General features: G+C 69.7%; 20 protein-coding genes. 15 read left to right on the top strand and 5 right to left on the bottom strand.

Going from position 1 to position 18,795, the window contains the following annotated elements; translation table 11 throughout:
• The first annotated feature begins 33 nt into the window (after nt 1–33).
• A complete protein-coding gene (locus ACWD3I_RS40215; RefSeq protein ID WP_365393941.1) occupies nt 34–1,296 on the top strand; it encodes an ArgE/DapE family deacylase in 1,263 nt (420 codons plus the stop codon).
• 438 nt (nt 1,297–1,734) lie between these two features.
• Here the strand turns inward: ACWD3I_RS40215 and ACWD3I_RS40210 are convergent, their stop codons facing one another.
• Nucleotides 1,735–2,565: a LolA-like protein gene (locus tag ACWD3I_RS40210; RefSeq protein ID WP_365393942.1), complete on the bottom strand. Its 831-nt coding sequence runs from the start codon at nt 2,563–2,565 to the stop codon at nt 1,735–1,737.
• Nucleotides 2,566–2,769: 204 nt separating this feature from the next.
• On the opposite strand from ACWD3I_RS40210, the gene ACWD3I_RS40205 reads away from it, so the two are divergent.
• Together ACWD3I_RS40205 and ACWD3I_RS40200 are read left to right on the top strand one after the other, a co-directional pair.
• On the top strand, nt 2,770–3,132 hold the full coding sequence (locus tag ACWD3I_RS40205; protein ID WP_365393943.1) for an SCO4225 family membrane protein: 363 nt from the start codon (nt 2,770–2,772) through the stop codon (nt 3,130–3,132).
• 79 nt (nt 3,133–3,211) lie between these two features.
• Nucleotides 3,212–3,577: an SCO4225 family membrane protein gene (locus ACWD3I_RS40200; protein ID WP_351691759.1), complete on the top strand. Its 366-nt coding sequence runs from the start codon at nt 3,212–3,214 to the stop codon at nt 3,575–3,577.
• A gap of 84 nt (nt 3,578–3,661) precedes the next feature.
• Here the strand turns inward: ACWD3I_RS40200 and ACWD3I_RS40195 are convergent, their stop codons facing one another.
• On the bottom strand, nt 3,662–4,099 hold the full coding sequence (locus ACWD3I_RS40195) for a hypothetical protein (protein WP_003974483.1): 438 nt from the start codon (nt 4,097–4,099) through the stop codon (nt 3,662–3,664).
• Between the two features lie 483 nt (nt 4,100–4,582).
• Here ACWD3I_RS40195 and hemL point away from each other — a divergent pair, with 483 nt between their 5' ends.
• The 9 genes from hemL to ACWD3I_RS40150 all read left to right on the top strand — a co-directional run bounded on the left by hemL (nt 4,583) and on the right by ACWD3I_RS40150 (nt 13,970).
• A complete protein-coding gene (hemL, locus tag ACWD3I_RS40190) occupies nt 4,583–5,899 on the top strand; it encodes a glutamate-1-semialdehyde 2,1-aminomutase (RefSeq protein WP_046261349.1) in 1,317 nt (438 codons plus the stop codon).
• A gap of 38 nt (nt 5,900–5,937) precedes the next feature.
• Nucleotides 5,938–6,585, top strand: a complete 648-nt coding sequence (locus ACWD3I_RS40185; protein WP_365394077.1) for a histidine phosphatase family protein — start codon at nt 5,938–5,940, stop codon at nt 6,583–6,585.
• Between the two features lie 131 nt (nt 6,586–6,716).
• Nucleotides 6,717–8,000 carry a polysaccharide deacetylase family protein gene (locus ACWD3I_RS40180; protein WP_365393944.1) on the top strand — a complete coding sequence of 428 codons (1,284 nt, stop codon included), beginning with the start codon at nt 6,717–6,719 and terminating at the stop codon, nt 7,998–8,000.
• A 66-nt stretch (nt 8,001–8,066) separates the two neighbouring features.
• Complete coding sequence (locus ACWD3I_RS40175; protein WP_365393945.1) at nt 8,067–8,669, top strand: TlpA family protein disulfide reductase; 603 nt, start codon at nt 8,067–8,069, stop codon at nt 8,667–8,669.
• Nucleotide 8,670: 1 nt separating this feature from the next.
• Entirely contained in the window at nt 8,671–9,438 is a 768-nt protein-coding gene (locus ACWD3I_RS40170; RefSeq protein ID WP_365393946.1) for a cytochrome c biogenesis CcdA family protein, read from the top strand.
• 3 nt (nt 9,439–9,441) lie between these two features.
• Nucleotides 9,442–11,229, top strand: coding sequence for a cytochrome c biogenesis protein ResB (resB, locus tag ACWD3I_RS40165; RefSeq protein ID WP_365393947.1), 1,788 nt, complete (start codon nt 9,442–9,444; stop codon nt 11,227–11,229).
• Complete coding sequence (ccsB, locus tag ACWD3I_RS40160) at nt 11,226–12,326, top strand: c-type cytochrome biogenesis protein CcsB (RefSeq protein WP_365393948.1); 1,101 nt, start codon at nt 11,226–11,228, stop codon at nt 12,324–12,326. Before resB ends, ccsB begins: the two co-directional genes overlap by 4 nt.
• A 91-nt stretch (nt 12,327–12,417) precedes the next feature.
• Nucleotides 12,418–13,023: an RNA polymerase sigma factor gene (locus ACWD3I_RS40155; protein WP_365393949.1), complete on the top strand. Its 606-nt coding sequence runs from the start codon at nt 12,418–12,420 to the stop codon at nt 13,021–13,023.
• Nucleotides 13,020–13,970: a CU044_5270 family protein gene (locus ACWD3I_RS40150; protein WP_365393950.1), complete on the top strand. Its 951-nt coding sequence runs from the start codon at nt 13,020–13,022 to the stop codon at nt 13,968–13,970. Before ACWD3I_RS40155 ends, ACWD3I_RS40150 begins: the two co-directional genes overlap by 4 nt.
• Nucleotides 13,971–14,099: 129 nt before the next feature.
• Here the strand turns inward: ACWD3I_RS40150 and ACWD3I_RS40145 are convergent, their stop codons facing one another.
• Nucleotides 14,100–15,068, bottom strand: a complete 969-nt coding sequence (locus tag ACWD3I_RS40145; protein ID WP_365393951.1) for an isopenicillin N synthase family dioxygenase — start codon at nt 15,066–15,068, stop codon at nt 14,100–14,102.
• The gene (locus ACWD3I_RS40140; protein WP_365393952.1) at nt 15,061–15,510 is read right to left on the bottom strand and encodes a nucleoside deaminase; all 450 of its coding nucleotides are present in this window, start codon (nt 15,508–15,510) and stop codon (nt 15,061–15,063) included. The genes ACWD3I_RS40145 and ACWD3I_RS40140 overlap by 8 nt, the downstream gene beginning before the upstream one ends.
• 112 nt (nt 15,511–15,622) lie before the next feature.
• Here ACWD3I_RS40140 and ACWD3I_RS40135 point away from each other — a divergent pair, with 112 nt between their 5' ends.
• Nucleotides 15,623–16,369 carry a PucR family transcriptional regulator ligand-binding domain-containing protein gene (locus tag ACWD3I_RS40135; protein WP_365393953.1) on the top strand — a complete coding sequence of 249 codons (747 nt, stop codon included), beginning with the start codon at nt 15,623–15,625 and terminating at the stop codon, nt 16,367–16,369.
• Nucleotides 16,321–16,965, top strand: a complete 645-nt coding sequence (locus ACWD3I_RS40130) for a PucR family transcriptional regulator (RefSeq protein ID WP_365393954.1) — start codon at nt 16,321–16,323, stop codon at nt 16,963–16,965. Before ACWD3I_RS40135 ends, ACWD3I_RS40130 begins: the two co-directional genes overlap by 49 nt.
• Here the strand turns inward: ACWD3I_RS40130 and ACWD3I_RS40125 are convergent.
• Nucleotides 16,962–17,873: a transglutaminase-like domain-containing protein gene (locus ACWD3I_RS40125; RefSeq protein ID WP_365393955.1), complete on the bottom strand. Its 912-nt coding sequence runs from the start codon at nt 17,871–17,873 to the stop codon at nt 16,962–16,964. The two genes, ACWD3I_RS40130 and ACWD3I_RS40125, sit on opposite strands and share 4 nt — an antisense overlap.
• 133 nt (nt 17,874–18,006) lie before the next feature.
• Here ACWD3I_RS40125 and ACWD3I_RS40120 point away from each other — a divergent pair, with 133 nt between their 5' ends.
• Complete coding sequence (locus ACWD3I_RS40120; protein WP_365393956.1) at nt 18,007–18,774, top strand: CDP-alcohol phosphatidyltransferase family protein; 768 nt, start codon at nt 18,007–18,009, stop codon at nt 18,772–18,774.
• The last annotated feature ends 21 nt before the right edge of the window (nt 18,775–18,795 follow it).

Genomic DNA, 18,795 nt, shown 5'->3' with positions numbered 1-18,795 from the left:
GGTATCGCTCCGTCGAGGATGGGGAGGGCGTACATGCTGGATGCCGGGGAAGCCGCCGCGCTGGACCACATCGACGAAGCCGCCGTCGGGCGGATGCTCGCCGAGCTCGTTGCCATTCCCAGCGTTACCGGGAGTGCCGCCGAATCGGAGTTGCAGCATCACCTCGCCGGGCGGCTGGAGCGGCTCGGGCTCGATGTCGATCTGTGGGCCATGGATCTGGACGCGCTGCGCGCCCACCCGGACTTTCCCGGTGCGGAGGCGGCCCGGGACGAGGCGTGGGGGCTCGTCGGGCGGACCGGGGAGGGCGGGGACGGGCCGACGCTGATCCTTCAGGGGCATGTGGACGTCGTACCGCCCGGGGATCTCGGTGCCTGGGAGGGGGATCCCTTTGTGCCCAGGGTCGTCGGGGATGTCGTGCACGGGCGCGGGGCCTGTGACATGAAGGCCGGGCTGGTGGCGGAGCTGATCGCGTTGGAGGCGGTGCGGGCCAGCGGGGCGCGGCTGCGGGGGCGGGTCGCCGTGCACTTCGTCGTGGGGGAGGAGGACGGAGGGCTCGGCGCGTTCGGGACGTTGCGGCGGGGGCACGGCGGGGACGTCTGTGTCATCGCCGAACCGACCGGCGGCACCCTGGTCACCGCTAACGCCGGTGCGCTGACGTTCCGGCTCACCGTCAACGGGAAGTCCGCGCACGGCAGTTCACGCGACGAGGGGGTCAGCGCGATCGACGCCTATCTGCCGCTGCACCGGGCGCTGGGGCGGCTGGAGGCCGAGCGGAACCGGGAGCCGCATCCGCTGATGGCGGAGTATCCGATCCCGTACGCCCTGTCGGTGGGGACCCTGCGCTCCGGGGACTGGGCGAGCAGTGTGCCCGATCTGCTGGTCGCGGAGGGGCGGTTGGGGGTGCGGCTGGGGGAGGAGCCGGTGGCGGCGCGGGCCGCGTTCGAGCGGAGTGTGGCCGAAGTGTGCGCCGGGGACGCCTGGTTGGCCGACCATCCGGTCACCGTGACCTGGCCCGGTGGGCAGTTCGCGAGCGGCCGGCTGCCGGAGGGGCATCTGCTGCCCGGCGTGATCCGCGGCGCGCACGCGGACACCGGGGGCGGGCCGCTCAGGGAGCGCGGGGCGTCGTACGGGAGTGATCTGCGCTTGTACGCCGGGGCCGGGATTCCGACGCTGCAGTTCGGGCCCGGGGACATCCAGTTCGCCCACAGTGCGCGGGAGCGGGTGTCCGTGCGGGAGGTGGTGGCGGTGGCGCGGACGCTGGCGCTGACGGTGCTGCGGACGGCGGGGACGAAATGACGGGAACCGGCGGGGCCCGTTCGGCGATCTTCTTGAGTGGGCCGGGGGTCGGGTCGGCCCGGACCGGTGTCGATGCCGGCCGTACTCCAGCGCGACGGCGGGGGCAGCAGCCGCGTCTCGACCGGGGGAGCGGCGCTCACTTCCTGACCGCACGGTCCAGCTCACGCCGTACCGCCTGTTCGTCCTGGCCGAGGATCGTCTCCTCGAGACTGTCGTCGTCCTTGCGGGAGAAGAGTTCACCGCGGGCGACGTCCTCCTACGACAGGACCCGCCCGCACCACTCGCCCTGACCGGCGACCCCGATCGGGAGGACGGCGACACCGAGCCTGCCGGGGGCGGTCAGGTGCCGCCTGTTCTTGGGCCCGCGCGGTGAGAGGCCATGGCAGGCGCGCTCGATACGGTCGTGCCGAACGGAACGGTCAGGTGCCCCGGTGATGCTCACCCTTCCGCTGTGTCGTCTCCGAGAGGCGCGGTGTCCTCGGCCCGCGGGGCTTTGATGGTGACGGGCTGGTTGATGTCGAGGAAGGTGACGGTCAGTTCGAGCCGCCCGTCTTCGGTGTCGGTCAGCAGGTCGAGGTGCCTGGCCTGAAAGCGGAACTGCTTGGTGCGGCCGTCGCCGTCGGTCCACAGGTCCATGGCGAGCGGCTCGGAGACCTCCAGCCCGAAGATCTGGTCAAGGCGCTCGCCCCTCAGGCTGTCGACGTCGACCGTCCCCTTGTAGTGCGTGGCCCTGGTGCCGTCGACCGTCTCGGTCCCGATCACCCGCAGATCCTTCGAGCCGACCAGGAGCGTGGACTGCACGAGCAGGTTCTGCTCCAGCTGACGGGGAAGCACGCCGTAGGACTGGTTCTCCGTGTTGCCGCGGCCCCACACGGCCGGCGCGGCGCTCAGCCAGCTCTTGCCGTTCAGCTTCTCGGAACGAATCGCGCTGCCACCGACGTACATGACCCCGTCGACAAACCGGATCTCCAGACGACCGTCCCCGCCCCGGTCTTCCGTCTGGTTCATTTTCAGGCTCATTGCCGAGGGTTTCGTGGTCATGGAGGCCTCGGCCTTCAGCCGGCCCTTCCCCGCCACGGTTCCGCTGATCCGATAGTGGAGCGACGTGATGCTCTCGGAGTTCTTCGCCGCCTTCGCCACGGCCGCCGCGGGCGTCATTTCGGGCGGGTCTCCAGCGGCGGAATCGCTCTTGGCGCTCCCTCCGCAGGCAACCGATCCCCCGGCGATGAGCATGGCCGTGAACGCCGCGATCCTCACTCTGCCGGACACCGAAACAACGGTGGATATACCCACAATCCCCCCAGGACGGACGGCGTATTCGAGTCAAGATCGCGAGCCTAACCCGGGATGTGGCCTGTGGTCCGCGGGGCGGAAACCCAGGCGGAGATGAGCACCCGTACTCATGCCTCGGGGCGGGGGCTCGGGACACCGTTGGAACACACAGCGACAACGGACGAACCGAAGGGATCCGCGATGTCGAACGTCTCGCGGCCGGGCCGCCTTGTGCGGTTGCGGCGGCTGCTCGCGCTCGCCACGGACAACTGGGGCGGCCGGGGGTATCTGGCGGTCTTCGCCGCATCCGTGCCGGTGGCGTTCCTGTTTCCGGACAGTGCGTACGCGATGGGTCCGATGCTGCTCACGGAGCCTCTGTCGATGCTGGGCGCGGTCGTGCCCTTCGGGCCCGGTAGCGCCGAGGGCAGTGGCGGGCCGGCTGTCGTGGCCGCCTCGGTCGGCATGGGTGCCTGGCTGCTCGCGTGCGCTCTGGTGAACGCCGCCGTGGTCGGTGCGCTCGCCCACCACGTCCGGGATGTCCGTGCCGACGCCCGGCACGCGTGAATCCCTCCCCTCTCCCCTTCACCTCGAATGTCACCTCGAACGTCACCTCGAACGTCACCTCGAAGAGAAAGGCACCGACATGGCCCGCTCCGCACGCCCCCGATTCCCGAGGATCCGGGCCCTGTTGGCGCCCGCTGTGGACAACTGGCTCGCGCGGGGCTACCTCGCGGTGGTCGCGGCGTCGCTGGGGTTCTTCCTGTGGGCCGTGTACCTGTCGCCGGACCCCGGGTTCGCCGGGATCTGGCCGCTCATGACCACGGCTCCGCTCAGCATGATCGTCAATATGCCCCTGATGGCGCTGGCACCCGACGGGGACTCCCCGCTCGCCTGGCTGACCCCGTTGCTCTTCTCCGCGGGGACCGTCCTGTGCGGGCTGTTCAACGCCGCACTGCTCGGCCTGCTCGCCCGCAGGCTGACGGGACGGGAGCCGCACCCGGCGGCCTGACCGCCCCCGAGGGCGGCCCGACGGGCCTGTCGGGAGCGTGATCCGTGGATCCCTGGGGCGGTGCGGCGACGCACGCGCCCCGGCTCAGGGCCAGACCAGGCAGTACGGCTGATGCCCCGCCTCGTGGAGGCGGTGGCTGAAGTCCTGCCACTCGTGCAGCAGTTGGTACACGTTGAACGCGTCCCGCGGACCGCCACGGTCCGGGACCGTCGACCAGATGAACGCCGCCGCGCCCACCGCTTCCTCGCCGATGCCGCGCAGCGGGTCGACGACCGTCATGGGGAGCTTCACGACCGCGTAGTCGGGGTGCAGGACGACCAGTTCGAGGGGCGGGACCTTGTGCAGCGGGACGCCTTCTATGCCGGTGAGGACCATTGCCGCCATGGTCTCCGGCTTGATCTTGGTGAACATGCCGTTCATCCCGAGCTCGTCGCCGCCGAGTTCCTCGGGGCGCATCGAGATCGGGACGCGGGCCGCGGTCGCGCCGTCCGGCGCGCCGAAGTACTTGTACGTCACCCCCACCCGACCACCATTCCTGCTCCCCGCCCTCAGCTGCTCGATCCGACGTTCGATACGTCGGTCGTCCCGCTCCGACTCACTCGGTACCGCATGTCCTTGACGTGATTCTGCGGCTTCCTCCGCGTCGCGCCGGTGCCTTCCCCGCCGGGCACGTCGAGGACCCAGGTCATCAGTCCCCTCGCCCAGTCCGCCACCGCGATGCATATCTCCACCCGACTGCTTTTCTAGGAGGCGTGGCCCCCGCCGCGCAACCCGATCATCGTGTCAGTGACCTCCCCCGCGGCCGCCCGCCGAAACGTGCGTTGAAACACCTGTCCGCAGGATCTTCGCAGCACCCGAACACCAAGGGCCGCACGAGCTGTGTCTATCAGCTCTCAGTTTCGCAGATGCCGTCGGACCACAGACCGCTGTCGGTCAGGGCCGCTGGCCTACCCTGAGGAGGAAAGTCGGCAACCGGAGTCCGAGAAGTCGGAGAAGTCGCAGGTCATGAGCGAAACGCCCTATTCATATGATGCGCCTGCCTCACAGGCACTGTTCGACCGTGCGGCCACTGTCACACCAGGCGGCGTGAACTCCCCCGTGCGCGCCTTCCGCGCCGTGGGCGGAACGCCCCGGTTCATGGTGTCCGGTACCGGCCCGTATCTGACCGACGCCGACGGACGTGAGTACGTCGACCTCGTCTGCTCCTGGGGGCCCATGATCCTCGGGCACGCACACCCCGAGGTCATCGCCGCGGTCCAGGACGCCGTCTCGCGCGGTACGTCGTTCGGTACGCCCGGTGAAGGCGAGGTCGCGCTCGCCGAGGAGATGGTCGCCCGGATCGAGCCGCTGGAGCAGGTGCGGCTGGTGTCCAGCGGCACCGAGGCCACCATGTCGGCCATCCGGCTCGCCCGCGGGTTCACCCGGCGGACCAAGGTCATCAAGTTCGCCGGGTGTTACCACGGTCACGTCGACTCGCTCCTCGCAGCGGCCGGGTCCGGTGTCGCCACGTTCGCCCTTCCGGACACGCCCGGCGTCACCGGCGCCCAGGCCGGCGACACCATCGTCCTGCCGTACAACGACCTCGAGGCCGTACAGGAGGCCTTCCACCGGCACCCCGGCGAGATCGCCTGTGTGATCACGGAGGCCTCGCCCGGCAACATGGGCGTCGTACCGCCGCGGCCCGGCTTCAACCAGGGCCTCAAGGACGCGTGCTCGAAGAACGGCGCCCTCTACATCTCCGACGAGGTCATGACCGGCTTCCGCACGAGCCGCGCCGGCTGGTACGGGATCGACGGGGTCAAGCCCGACCTCATGACCTTCGGCAAGGTCATGGGCGGCGGCTTCCCGGCCGCGGCGTTCGGCGGTCGCGCCGACGTCATGGCGCACCTCGCGCCCGCCGGGCCCGTCTACCAGGCCGGCACCCTCTCCGGGAACCCGGTCGCCACCGCCGCGGGCCTCGCCCAGCTGCGGCTGCTCGACGACGCCGCGTACGACAAGGTCGACGCCGTGTCCGCGCGGATCCAGTCGCTCGTCACCGAGGCGCTCACCAAGGAAGGCGTCGCCCACCGGGTGCAGAACGCCTCCAACATGTTCTCCGTCTTCTTCACGGACCGTGAGGTGCGGGACTACGAGGACGCCAAGAAGCAGGAGTCCTTCCGCTTCACCGCCTTCTTCCACTCGCTGCTGGCCGACGGCGTCTATCTGCCGCCGTCCTCCTTCGAGTCCTGGTTCGTCTCCACGGCCCACGACGACCAGGCGGTCCAGCGCATCGCCGACGCCCTCCCGGCGGCGGCCCGAGCGGCAGCGGAGGCGACCGCGTGAGCACCTCGACCAACCCCGACATCACCGTCGTACACCTCATGCGGCACGGTGAGGTGGCCAACCCCGACGGGGTCCTCTACGGCCGTCTCGCCGGCTACCACCTGTCCGAGCTGGGGCGGCAGATGGCCGACCGGGTCGCCGAGCACCTGGCCCCCCGGGACGTCACGTACGTCTGCTCCTCCCCGCTGGAGCGGGCTCAGGAGACGGCCACGCCGATCGCCAAGGCGCACGGCCTCGACCTCGCGACCGACGGGCGGCTCATCGAGGCCGACAACGTCTTCCAGGGCAAGACCTTCGGCGTCGGTGACGGCGCCCTGAAGCGGCCCGAGAACTGGAAGCACCTCGTCAACCCGTTCAAGCCGTCGTGGGGTGAGGCCTACGTCGACCAGGTCGTCCGCATGATGGGGGCGCTGGGCGCCGCGAAGGACGCCGCGCGCGGGCATGAGGCGGTACTGGTCAGCCATCAGCTGCCGATCTGGATCGTGCGATCGTACGTCGAGAAGCGGCGGCTGTGGCACGACCCGCGGCGGCGGCAGTGCACGCTGGCTTCGCTGACGACGTTCACGTATCAGGGCGACAAGATCGTGTCCGTGGGGTACAGCGAGCCCGCGATCGATCTCGTCCCCGCGCATCTCCGTGCCGGTGCCAAGCCGGTGAAGGGCAAGGACAAGGCGTTCGGTGCATAGCCGACAGACCTGATGCTCAAGACGTGTTTGTGACATTTGTTGCGAAATCCGTGTGACCGAGGGGAACCTCCTCGTTCGTCGCGTCCTCTGAATGGGTGACCACTTCGCAGGACGTGACGAACGGGGATGCAATGCGCACTCTCACCCGTAGGGGAGCACTCGGACTCGGTGTGGGTGGTGCGGCCGCCCTCGGGCTCGCGGGCTGCGGCACCCTCACCCCGTCAGAGGGGTCGGGCGGTACCGGAGGTTCCACGACCGGCAACAAGCCGCGCGGCCAGACCCACCGCGCCCGCCCCCTCGGTGACGGCTCCACCTCGTACACGGGCAAGCAGCCCCACCAGCCGGCCAAGCCGGAACCGCTGGAGCCGGGCCAGAAGCCGCCGCAGTTCGTCGTCTTCTCCTGGGACGGCGCCGGCGAGGTCGGCAACGGACTCTTCCCGCGCTTCCTGGACCTCGCCAAGGAGCACGGCGTCCACATGACCTTCTTCCTCTCCGGGCTCTATCTGCTGCCCGAGTCGAAGAAGCGGCTCTACGACCCGCCCAACAACCCGGTCGGCGCCTCCGACATCGGCTATCTCACCGACGAGCACGTCAAGGCCACCCTGACCAACGTCCGGCGCGCCTGGCTCGAAGGGCACGAGATAGGCACCCACTTCAACGGCCACTTCTGCGCCGGTTCCGGCACCGTCGGCAACTGGACGCCCCAGCAGTGGCGCAGCGAGATCGACCAGGCCAAGGCCTTCGTGAAGGAGTGGCGGACCAACACCGGCTGGACCGACCTGCCGGCTCTCCCCTTCGACTACGACAAGGAACTCGTCGGCGGTCGTACGCCCTGCCTCCTCGGCCAGGACAACCTGCTGCCCACCGCCAAGGAGCTCGGCTGGCGCTACGACGCCTCCTCGCCCGGCGGCCGCCAGGTCTGGCCGGAGAAGAAGGACGGGCTGTGGGACCTGCCGCTCCAGGCGATCCCGTTCCCCGGGCGCAGCTTCGAGGTTCTCTCGATGGACTACAACATGCTCGCCAACCAGTCGATCAACTCCACCAACGCGCCCGCCCACAACTACCCGGCCTGGCGAGAACAGTCCGCCGGGGCCTACATAGCCGGCTTCCAGCGTGCCTACGAGACCAACCGCGCCCCGTTCTTCGTCGGCAACCACTTCGAGCAGTGGAACGGCGGCATCTACATGGACGCCGTCGAGGAAGCCCTGAAGCACATCGCGGCGGAGAAGGAGAAGGGCGAGGACGTACGGCTGGTCTCCTTCCGGCAGTTCGTCGACTGGATGGACGTGCAGAAGCCGGAGGTGCTGGCCCAGCTGCGGACGCTGGACGTCGGGCAGGAACCGGCCGGTGGCTGGAACGCGTTCATGAAGGACAGCTCGCAGAGCACCGCGGGGAGCTCCGCGAACGCCGCCTGAAATGCGGATTTCCGCCCGCAAGGGGGGTGCGCAAGATCCCCAGAACGGGCATGCGAAACTTTTCACATGAGTGCCCTGACCCGCACCGACCGTCGAGCCGTCCTGTTCACCGCCATGGCCGCCGCAGCCGCGCTGACCCTCACCGCGTGCAGTTCCGGCGGCAAGGTGGGCGGCAGCGGTGACACCAAGTTCATCACCGGAAACGACGGCGTCGACACGGTCGCCCAGGGCAAGCGGGACGCCGCCCCGGTGCTGTCCGGCAAGACCATCGACGGCGAGCAGCTCTCCACCGCCGACTACAAGGGCAAGGTCCTCGTCGTCAATGTGTGGGGCTCCTGGTGCACCCCCTGCCGGGCGGAGGCGAAGAACCTCCAGGCCGTCTCCGAGAAGCTCAAGAGCCAGGGCGTCCGGTTCGTCGGCATCAACACCCGGGACACCAACACCACCTCGGCGATCAACTTCGAGAAGGAGTTCGGGGTCACCTTCCCGAGCCTGTACGACCCGACGGGCAAGCAGATGCTCCGGTTCAAGAAGGGCACGCTCAACCCGCAGCTGATCCCCTCCACGCTCGTCATCGACCGGAGCGGCAAGATCGCGGCACGGGCGCTGATGGCGCTCAGCGAGGAAACGCTGACCGGGATGATCAAGCCCGTACTCGCGGAGAAGTGACGTGAGCGGAGTGACTGCGCTCGCCGCCCAGACGAACGGCACGGTGCTGCACGGCGCCCTGCTGCTCGCGCTGCCCATCGCGGTGCTGGGGGGTCTCGTCTCCTTCTTCTCGCCGTGCGTCCTGCCGCTCGTCCCCGGCTACCTGTCGTACGTCACCGGGGTCAGCGGTACCGACCTGGCGGACGCCCGACGCGGGCGGATGGTCGCCGGTGCGTCTCTCTTCGTGCTCGGCTTCACCGTGGTCTTCGTCTCCGGCGGGGCGCTGTTCGGCTACTGGGGCTCGAACCTCCAGGAGAACAAGGACGTCCTGACGAAGATCCTGGGCGTCCTCATGGTCCTTATGGGCCTCTTCTACATGGGCCTGATGCCCTGGCTCACCCAGCGGGAGTTCCGCTTCCACACCAAGCCGGCCACCGGGCTCGCGGGCGCCCCCCTCCTCGGCGCCCTCTTCGGCATCGGCTGGACGCCCTGCCTCGGCCCCACGCTCTCCTCCGTGACGATCCTCGCGGCCAACGAGGGCAGTGCGGGACGTGGCGCCATACTGACGGTCGCCTACTGCCTGGGTCTCGGCATTCCCTTCGTGCTCGCCGCAGTAGCCTTCCGCAAGGCGCTCGGCGCCTTCGCCTGGGTCAAGAAGCACTATGTCTGGGTGATGCGCATCGGCGGCACGATGATGATCCTGACCGGGGTGCTGCTGCTGACGGGCGCGTGGGACAGCCTCGTGCAGGAGATGCAAGTCTGGTCCAACGGCTTCACGGTGGGTGTCTGAACGATGAGCAAGACCACGACCGACGACGACCTGAGCGCCGCCGGCTCCCAGCTCTCCACCGCCCCCGTGGAGGACGCCGCCAACCTGCCCTCGCTGGGCGTCATCGGCTGGGTCCGTTGGTTCTGGCGGCAGCTGACCTCCATGCGGGTCGCGCTGCTGCTGCTCCTGCTGCTGTCGCTGGGCGCGATCCCCGGCTCGCTGATCCCGCAGACCGGCACCGACGAGACGAAGGTCGCCGACTTCCGTAACGCCAACCCCACCCTCGGGGACGTCTACGACAAGCTCGGTCTCTTCCACGTCTACAGCTCGATGTGGTTCTCCTCGATCTACATCCTGCTGTTCGTCTCCCTCATCGGCTGCATCGTGCCCCGCACCTGGCAGTTCGTGGGCCAGCTGCGCGGCCGCCCGCCGGGCGCCCCGAAGCGGCTGACCCGGCTGCCCGCCTACACGACCTGGCGCACCCGGGCCGAGCCCGAGCAGGTCCGCGAGGCCGCGCTCGCCCTGCTCAAGAAGCGCCGCTTCCGCGCCCACCTCGCCGGTGACAACGTGGCCGCCGAGAAGGGCTATCTGCGCGAGGTCGGCAACCTCGCCTTCCACATCGCGCTCATCGTGATGCTGATCGCCTTCGCCTGGGGCCAGCTGTTCAAGATGGAGGGCAACAAGCTGGTCGTCGAGGGCGGCGGGTTCTCCAACACCCTCACGCAGTACGACGACTTCAAGTCCGGCACCCTCTTCACCCAGGACGAGCTGGACCCGTTCAGCTTCACCCTCAACGACTTCCAGGGCAGCTACGAGAAGACCGGCCCCAACCGGGGCACCGCGCGCACTTTCCAGGCCGACCTCACTTACAGCGTGGGCGCCTACGGCAAGGGCAAGCGGACGGTCATCAAGGTCAACAAGCCCATGGAGGTCGGCGACTCCAAGGTCTACCTCACCGCCCACGGCTACGCCCCCGTGATCACGGTGCGCGACGGCAAGGGCAACGTCGTCTACCACGACTCCGTACCGCTGCTGCCGCTCGACAACAACATCACCTCCTCGGGTGTCATCAAGATCATGGACGGCTACCGCAACGCCAAGGGTGTGCGGGAGCAGCTCGGCTTCGAGGCCTTCTTCCTGCCGACGTACACGGCCGGCAGCGAGACGGCCTCCACCTTCCCCGCGCTGAACAACCCGGTGCTGAACCTGGCGGGCTACTACGGCGACCTCGGGGTCGACGCGGGCATCCCGCAGAGCGTCTACCAGCTCGACAAGTCCCATCTGAAGGAGTTCAAGGACTCCAAGGGCAAGCAGCAGCGGGAGAACCTCAAGCCGGGCGAGACCATGAAGCTCCCGAACGGCGCCGGTTCGATCACCTACGACTCCACGGCGGAGTGGGCCAACTTCCAGGTCACCCGCCAGCCCGCCAGCGACTGGGCACTGATCGGTTCGATCGTCGCGATCTTCGGCCTCGCCGGCTCCCTGTTCATCTCCCGCCGCCGGGTGTGGGTGCGGGCGGTCAGGGGCGCCGACGGTGTGACGGTCGTCGAGATGGCCGGCCTGGGCCGCAGCGAGTCCGCGAAGGTGCCGGAGGAACTGGGCGACCTCGCGGGGATTCTTTACGACCAGGCGCCGGGCGCACCCGACAGCGAGGACGACACGGGTGCCGACGGGACGCGGAGCGAGCCGAAGGCCGCCGATCCCGAGAGCGCCGCCAAGTCCCCGGTCGCCGACCCCGTCGCGGAGCCGAGCACCGAGAAACCCACCACCCCCAACCCCCAAGTCGTACCTGCCGAAGGGGCCGAGAAGTGACTCTCGCCGCCACAACCGAGTTGGCCGCCGCCACCAACGAAAACCTCGCGAACCTCAGCAACACGCTGATCTACTCCGCGATGGCCGTCTACACCCTGGCCTTCTTCGCCTACATCACCGAATGGATCTTCGGTAGCCGCAGCAAGATCGGCCGTACCGCCGCCGCGCTCACCGAGGGGGCGGACGGCAAGGCGAAGGCGCCGGCCGTGACGGTGAAGAAGGGCGGCTCCACCGCCGTACTGGAACGGCCGAAGGTCGTGGTGCGGGCCGCCGCCGGCCAGCGGGACGTGCCGGACGGGCCCGGGGCGCACGGCGGGGACGAGCAGGGGGACCTCTACGGACGTATCGCCGTGTCCCTCACCGTGCTCGCCTTTCTCATCGAGCTCGCCGGGGTCATCGCCCGCGCGGCCTCGGTGGAGCGGGCGCCGTGGGGCAACATGTACGAGTTCAACATCACCTTCTCCACGGTGGCCGTCGCTGTGTACCTCACGCTGCTCGCGCTGAGGAAGAACGTGCGCTGGCTCGGGCTGTTCCTGATCACGTCGGTCCTCCTCGATCTCGGCATCGCCGTCACTGTCTTGTACACCGCCAGCGACCAGTTGGTTCCCGCCCTCCACTCGTACTGGCTGTACATCCACGTCTCCACCGCGATCCTGTGCGGCGCGGTCTTCTACGTGGGCGCGGTCAGCACGATCCTGTACCTGTTCAAGGACTCGTACGAGAACAAGCTGGCGAACGGCGGCAAGCCCGGCAGCTTCGCCACGTCCTTCCTGGAGCGGCTGCCCGCCTCGGCGTCCCTCGACAAGTTCTCCTACCGCGTGAACGCGGCCGTCTTCCCGCTGTGGACGTTCACGATCATCGCGGGCGCGATCTGGGCGGGCGACGCGTGGGGCCGCTACTGGGGCTGGGACCCCAAGGAGACCTGGGCGTTCATCACCTGGGTCGCCTACGCCTGCTACCTGCACGCCCGCGCCACGGCCGGCTGGAAGGGCCGCAAGGCCGCGTACCTCGCGCTCCTGGCGTTCGGCTGCTGGCTGTTCAACTACTACGGCGTCAACATCTTCGTCTCCGGCAAGCACTCCTACGCGGGTGTGTAGGCGAAGCGCGTAACCGCCTTACGGTGAAGGCCGGTTCCCTGTGACCTGAGTCACGGGAACCGGCCTTCGTCGTGCGGACAGGTAGAGGGGCGTGGATACGAATCTGCGGAAACGGATTCGCGCGGGGGACCACGACGCCTTCGGCGACCTCTTCGACGCGTACGCACGCTCCGTCTACAACCATGCCTACCGGCTCACCGGGGAGTGGACGACCGCCGAGGACGTCGTCTCGCTGACCTTCCTCGACGCGTGGCGGCTGCGGGCGAGGATCGACGAGGAGGGCGGCTCGCTGCGGCCCTGGCTGTTGGGCATCGCCACCAACGTCACGCGCAACACCCGCCGCGCGGCCCGTCGTCATGCAGCCGCCGTCGCCCGGCTGCCGCGTGACGAGGCGGTCGGGGACTTCGCCGACGAGGTCGCCAGGCGCCTGGACGACTCCGCGCAACTGGCCGTCGTACGGACCGCGTTGGCGCGGTTGCGGCGGGCCGAGCGGGAGGTGCTGGCGCTGTGCGTGTGGTCGGGCCTCGACTACGCGGCCGCCGCCGAGGCGCTCGGGGTGCCGGTGGGGACCGTACGGTCGCGGCTCTCACGCGCGAGAACAAAACTCGCGAAACACATGGAACTCTCCCAAACGGTCGGACAGATGAGAGATGACCGCACCACCGCGGTCAGGCCCCTGAGGGAGGGAAACCGATGAACCAGCTTCCCGAGAAGGACCTTCCACCGGGCCGTCACCGACTGCTCAAGGAGCATCTGATGACCGAGATCCGGCAGGAAGCACGGGAGTCGCGGGAGAACGGGACCCGGGCGCGCAGGCCCTGGCTGCGACCGGCCCTCGTCGCCGGAGCCGTCGCGGCCGTCACCGCCGTGACCCTCACCCTCGCCGTGCCGTCCGGCTCCGACGGGGCAGGGCCGCCGGTGGCCGTGCCGTCGGCGACCGTCCCGCGGACCGCCGCGGCCCTGCTGGAGGACATCGCGCTCGCCGCCGAGCACGCAGACGTGCCGGGCGACATCCGGGACGACCAGTTCGTGTACATCAAGAGCAAGGTCGCCTGGACCTCCCACGACGGTGAGGGGTCCGCGAAGCTCGACCCGGTCCACCAGCGCGAGGTGTGGCTGTCGGTCGACGGCAAGGAGCAGGGCATGGTGCACGAACCGTTCGCCCGCTCCGAGAACCTGCTCCTGGAGAAGGACACCCCGGGCAACGCCCGCAACACCAACTACCGCCACCTCCAGACCCTGCCGACCGACCCCGACAAGATGTACGAGTGGCTGGTCAAGGCGAGCGGCGACGGCAGCGGCAGCAAGGACGAGGCCAACTTCGTCCTCGTCGGTGACCTCGCCCGCGAGTCCCTGATGCCGCCCGCCCAGACCGCCGCGCTCTACCGGGCCGCCGCGAGGATCTCCGGTGTCTTCGTGATCGACGACGCCGTGGACGCGGCCGGACGGCACGGGGTCGCGGTCGCGCGGATCGACGACGGGCAGCGCCGGGAGCTGATCTTCGACAAGCAGACCAAGGAGTTCCTCGGCGAGCGGGAGGTCGCGGTGGAGGACCTGCCGTGGGGCTTCAAGAAGGGGGAGGTGACCGCGCGCACGGCGGTCCTGGAGCGCACGGTCGTCGACGAGCGCGGCGAGCGCCCGTAACCGGCCATGTGCGGATCCCGCCGCGACGGGCTCGCGGGCCCTCCGCCTCACCCACGAGTTCCAGGGCGAGGCGGAGTCCGGGCCGCGCCGGCGGGGCCGCTTCGAGCGACTGATCCGGCGGTTGGAGAGCTAGTCCACCGTGATCGAGTCCAGCTTCTCCCGCAGGTACACGTGGGAGTCCACGGCCTCGTACGCCACCCGCCCCACCGGCGCCGGTACCGACTCCACCACCGTGCCCGGGGTGCACTCGCCGAAGTAGACGAGGGACATGAGCTCCTCGGCGGGTGCGTCCGCCGGCGGGGGCAGTACCCGGTGGCGTCCGGAGCGCCAGCGGTCGCCGGTCCAGCGGGCCATCAGGTCACCGATGTTGATGGTGAAGGCGTCCGGGTCGAAGGGGGCGTCCTCCCAGCCGCCCTCGTCCGTCCAGACCTGGAGCCCGCCCTTGCCCGCCTGCCGGTCGAGGATCGTCACCGTGCCGAAGTCGGTGTGCGGGCCGATGCGGAACTGACCGGGCTGGGGCTCGCCGATGACCTCGGTCCCGGGGTACCAGTTGATGTTGAAGCCGTACGTGGGGTGGTCCATGTGCCGGGAGAAGAAGTCGTGTTCGAGCCCGAGGGCCACACCGAGCAGGTCGAGGAGCTGGTTCTCCAGCTCACCCATCCGTGCCAGGTACTCCGCGCACAGGGTCCGGAGTTCCGGCACCTCCGCCGGCCACACGTTGGGCGCGTACCACTCCGCGTTGATCTCGGGATCCTCGAAGGGCTCGTGCGTCGCGAAGGTCAGCGACTCCTTCAGGTCCGGAGGGGTCTCCGTCCCCTCCGAGTAGCCGTTGGCCTCCGCACCCGGACCGAGCCAGCCACGCCCGCCGACCTTCGCGGTGTAGGGCTCCTTGACGTCGACGGGCATCCGGAAGAAGTTCCGCGCGGCCTCCCGGATGGCGGCGCGCAGCTCCGGGTCCACGCCGTGGCCGGTGACCAGCAGGAACCCGGCGGTCTGGAGGGCCTCGTCGACGGTACGGGCGATGGCGGCCCGGGTGTCCGTGTCGCCGTCCACCCAGGGCCTCAGGTCGATCGTGGGGATACGCGGCTGCTCAGTCACCAATGTCCTCATTCCACAGTGCCGGGTTGTTCTTGATGAAGTCGCGCATCATCGCGACGCACTCGGGGTCCTCCAGGAGGACGATCTCCACGCCGTGTTCGGCGAGCCAGTCGTGGCCGCCGTGGAAGGTGGCCGACTCGCCGATCACCACCCGGGAGATGCCGAACTGCCGGACCAGGCCGGAGCAGTACCAGCAGGGCGAGAGGGTCGTCACCATCGTCGTACCGCGATACGACCGCTGCCGCCCCGCCGCCCGGAACGCCGCCGTCTCCGCGTGCATGGAGGGGTCGTCGTCCTGGACGCGCCGGTTGTGGCCGCGGCCCAGCAGGACGCCGTCGGCTCCGTAGAGCGCGGCGCCGATCGGGATGCCGCCCTCGGCGAGACCGGCGCGGGCCTCCGCGACGGCGGTGGCGAGCTGGGTGTGCGGGTCCGTGGGGTCCATGCCTTCACTCTCCTGTGGGCGAAACACGAGGGCAACGTGCGGAAAGTACTCTCCCCGCATCCCACAGCCGGACGTTCTGTCAGCGGGACTGTCAGCGCCCTGGAGGTACCCCGTGTCCGCCCTCACCCTCCGCGAAGTCCTCACCCTCGACCCCGTCCGCGCCACCGAGCCCGAGCTACTGGCCGGGGAGGGCGCCCTGGACCGCCCGGTCCGCTGGGTGCACTCCAGTGAGGTCTACGAGGGCGCCAACTTCCTCGACGGCGGCGAACTGCTGCTGACCAACGGCTTCGGGCTGAGCGAGCCGGACGAGGAGGTCCGCCGCCGGTACGTCCGGGAGCTGGCCGCGCGCGGTGCGGCCGGGCTCGCGGTGGAGGTCGGCCGGTCCCTGCCCGCCATGCCGGCCGAGGTGGTCGACGAGGCCCGCCGCCTGGAGCTGCCGCTGCTGGCCATGCACCGCGTCGTGCCCTTCGTACGGATCACGGAGGCCGCCAATCGGGCGATCGTGGCACGGGGGCTGTCCGGGCGGTCGGTCGTACGGCCCTGGGGCGACGACCACACGGCGGCCCTGCTGGCCGACCTCGCCGACCGGGCGGCACTGAACCAGCCCGAGGTGGAGGCGCGGGCGGCGCTCGCGGGGTTCCATCCGGGGCCGGGGGCGCGACTGATCGGGGTGTCGGTGCACGGGGCTCGGGAGACGGGGGTGGTGGACCGGGCGGTACGCGTGCTGGGCGGGGCGAGTGTCCTGCGGGCGGCGTTTCCGGGGGACGTGCTGGCGCTGCTGGCGTTGCCCGGAACCCGGCCGGTGACCCTGTGCGAGGGGTCCAGGACGCGTTCCGCTCCGCCGCCGAACCCGGCCTGACCGTGGCCGTCGGGCATGCCGTCGCCGTCGGGAGCGGCTGGCTGCGGTGGAGCGACACGTTGCGGGCGGCCCGTACGACCCTGGAGCTGGCGCTGACCGTCCCGGCCGCGGAGCCGGGGGCGCCCGAGGGGCCGTTGGTGACGTCCTCTCGGGCGCTCGCGCTGGAACGGGAGCTGACGCGGGGCGGCGTCGATGCGAACCGGGATCGGCTGGCTCGGTTGGTGCAGCACGCGCTTGGGCCGCTGTTGGAGTGGGAGGCCGCCCACGCGAGTGATCTTGTGCGGACGTTGGAGGTGCATCTGCGGAACGGGTGCTCGCCCACTCGTACGGCTGCCCTTCTGCATATCGGGCGGCAGTCGCTCTACCAGCGCTTGGAGCGGATCGAGTCTCTGCTGGGGCTGGAGATCGGGGATCCGGATCTGTTGGGGGAGTTGTTGGCGGCGGCCTGTGCGCATCGGGTTGTTCGGGGGCGTTCCGGGGGGATGGGCGAGGTGCAAGGTAGTCGGTTGACTGCCGCGCCGTCGTGGATGGTCGCGCCCGCGCGGCGGCAGCCGCAAATTCAACACAGCCCCGCGCCCCTGAGGGGGTTGGCCTAGCGGAGAGTTGTGACGCTCGGGCCGTTGAAGGGGGCGTAGGTGGTCACCGTCTGTGGGGTGCGCAGCACCTCGTTCTCGGTGAACAGCTTTCGTGCCGCCTCGAAAGAGATCTCGTCCGAGACGACGGGGGCCACCTCGTCGTAGAACTTCCGCGACGGCTCCGGCAGTGGTGTTCCCGGTTCGCCCTCGTCCTCTCCCCAGACGTCCCACAGCAGGGTCTCGACCTTGTTGAGGGCGGCGAGGTCGAGGCGGATGCTGCCGGCCACGTATCGCTCGCCCCAGAACGGTCCCTCTTGTGGACCATGGAGGCCGAACGTCCTCTCGTCGGCGCCCTGTTCACGGATCGCCCGCCATGCCTCGCCCGCGACGAGGAAGCGGTCGCGGGGGACGTCCATCGGGTCGAAGCCCACCTTCCAGTGGCCGCTGACGAAGGGGTCGGCGAGCTGGGCGTCGGCGAGCAGCCAGCCGCGTTCGTCGTCCCAGTACTCGGTGACGACGTGGTCGCCGTGGAAGCTCGACCCCCAGTAGTCGGCGAAGCCGATCCGGACCCGGGCCGGGATGCCCGCGTGGCGCAGGAACGAGCAGTGCAGCAGGGTGAAGTCCCGGCAGGTGCCGACGAACCGGTCGCCGAGCTCGCGTCGCACGGACAGCGGGGCGGCGTTGCGCTCGACGAGGATGCTCAGGGTGTCGTCGATGTACCGGGACTCGGCGTCGTTGTGGAGGCGGTCGGTCGGGTGGGTGTGGCCGAAGAGGTCGCCCTCGACGCGGTGGATGAGCAAGTCCCGGGAGACGCGGGCCAGTTCGGCCGGGTCGTGCGGCAGATCGGCGTAGACGCCGGCGAGTGCGCCCGGGTCGGAGTACGGGCTCTGGGCGGCGTAGAAGGCGAGGGCTTCCTTGGTCTCGGGCATGGCTCGACGGTGTCAAAATTCGGCACAAAATGTCCAGAGGGCCCGTCGGGAAACTTCCGCAACAGGTCAAGTAGCCTGTGCCGACCACCGCCGCTTCAGCGGCAGTTGGGACCCTGGAGAAGGAAGAACGGTCATGGTCGCTGCCCCGGTTCTGGAGGAGCTGCGGGAGGTGGTCCAGCCGCAGGCCAAGCTGGCCAGCCGCAACGGTGAGCACTGGGCGGGGCGGCTGTACATGCGGCGCGTGTCGCTGCGGTTCACCCGGCAGCTGGTGCGGACGCGGGTCACACCGGACCAACTCACCTGGACCATGGTCGTGTTCGGGGTCGCCTCGGGCGCCGCGCTGATGATTCCGGGGCTCACCGGTGCCGTACTGGCCGTGGTGTGCATGCAGTTGTTCCTGCTCTTCGACTGCGTGGACGGGGAAGTCGCGCGCTGGAAGGGGCAGAACAGTGCGGGCGGGATCTATGTCGACCGGCTGGGTGCCTACTTGGCCGACGCGGCGCTGATGGCGGGAGCGGGGTATCGGGCGGCCGAGTCCGGGGTCGGGGGGTGGCTGTCCGTCGGTGTCGCCACCGCGTTGGGGGTCGTACTGCTGAAGGCGTCCACCGATCTGGTGGATGTGGCTCGGGCGCGGCGGGGGCTGGGTGTCGTCGACGACGAGGCGACACGGCCGCGGTCGGAGGGGGTGGCGACGGTACGGCGGCTTGCCGCCGCGTTCAAGATTCACCGGGTGACGAACGGGATCGAGGCGTCGCTGGTTCTGCTGGTTGCCGCGGTTGCGGATGAGGTCATCGGCGGTATCGAGCCGACTCGGTGGGTGCTGGGTGCGTTGGCTGTCATCACGTGGGTGATGGTGCCGGCGCACTTGTTGTCGATCTTGTCGTCGTCGCGGTTGCGCTGAGCGTCTGCCGCCATCGGTCGT

The organism is Streptomyces sp. NPDC002817, from assembly GCF_053592055.1.
The sequence above is the reverse complement of the archived record's forward strand: the minus strand, read 5'-3'. Positions and strand labels throughout refer to the sequence as shown.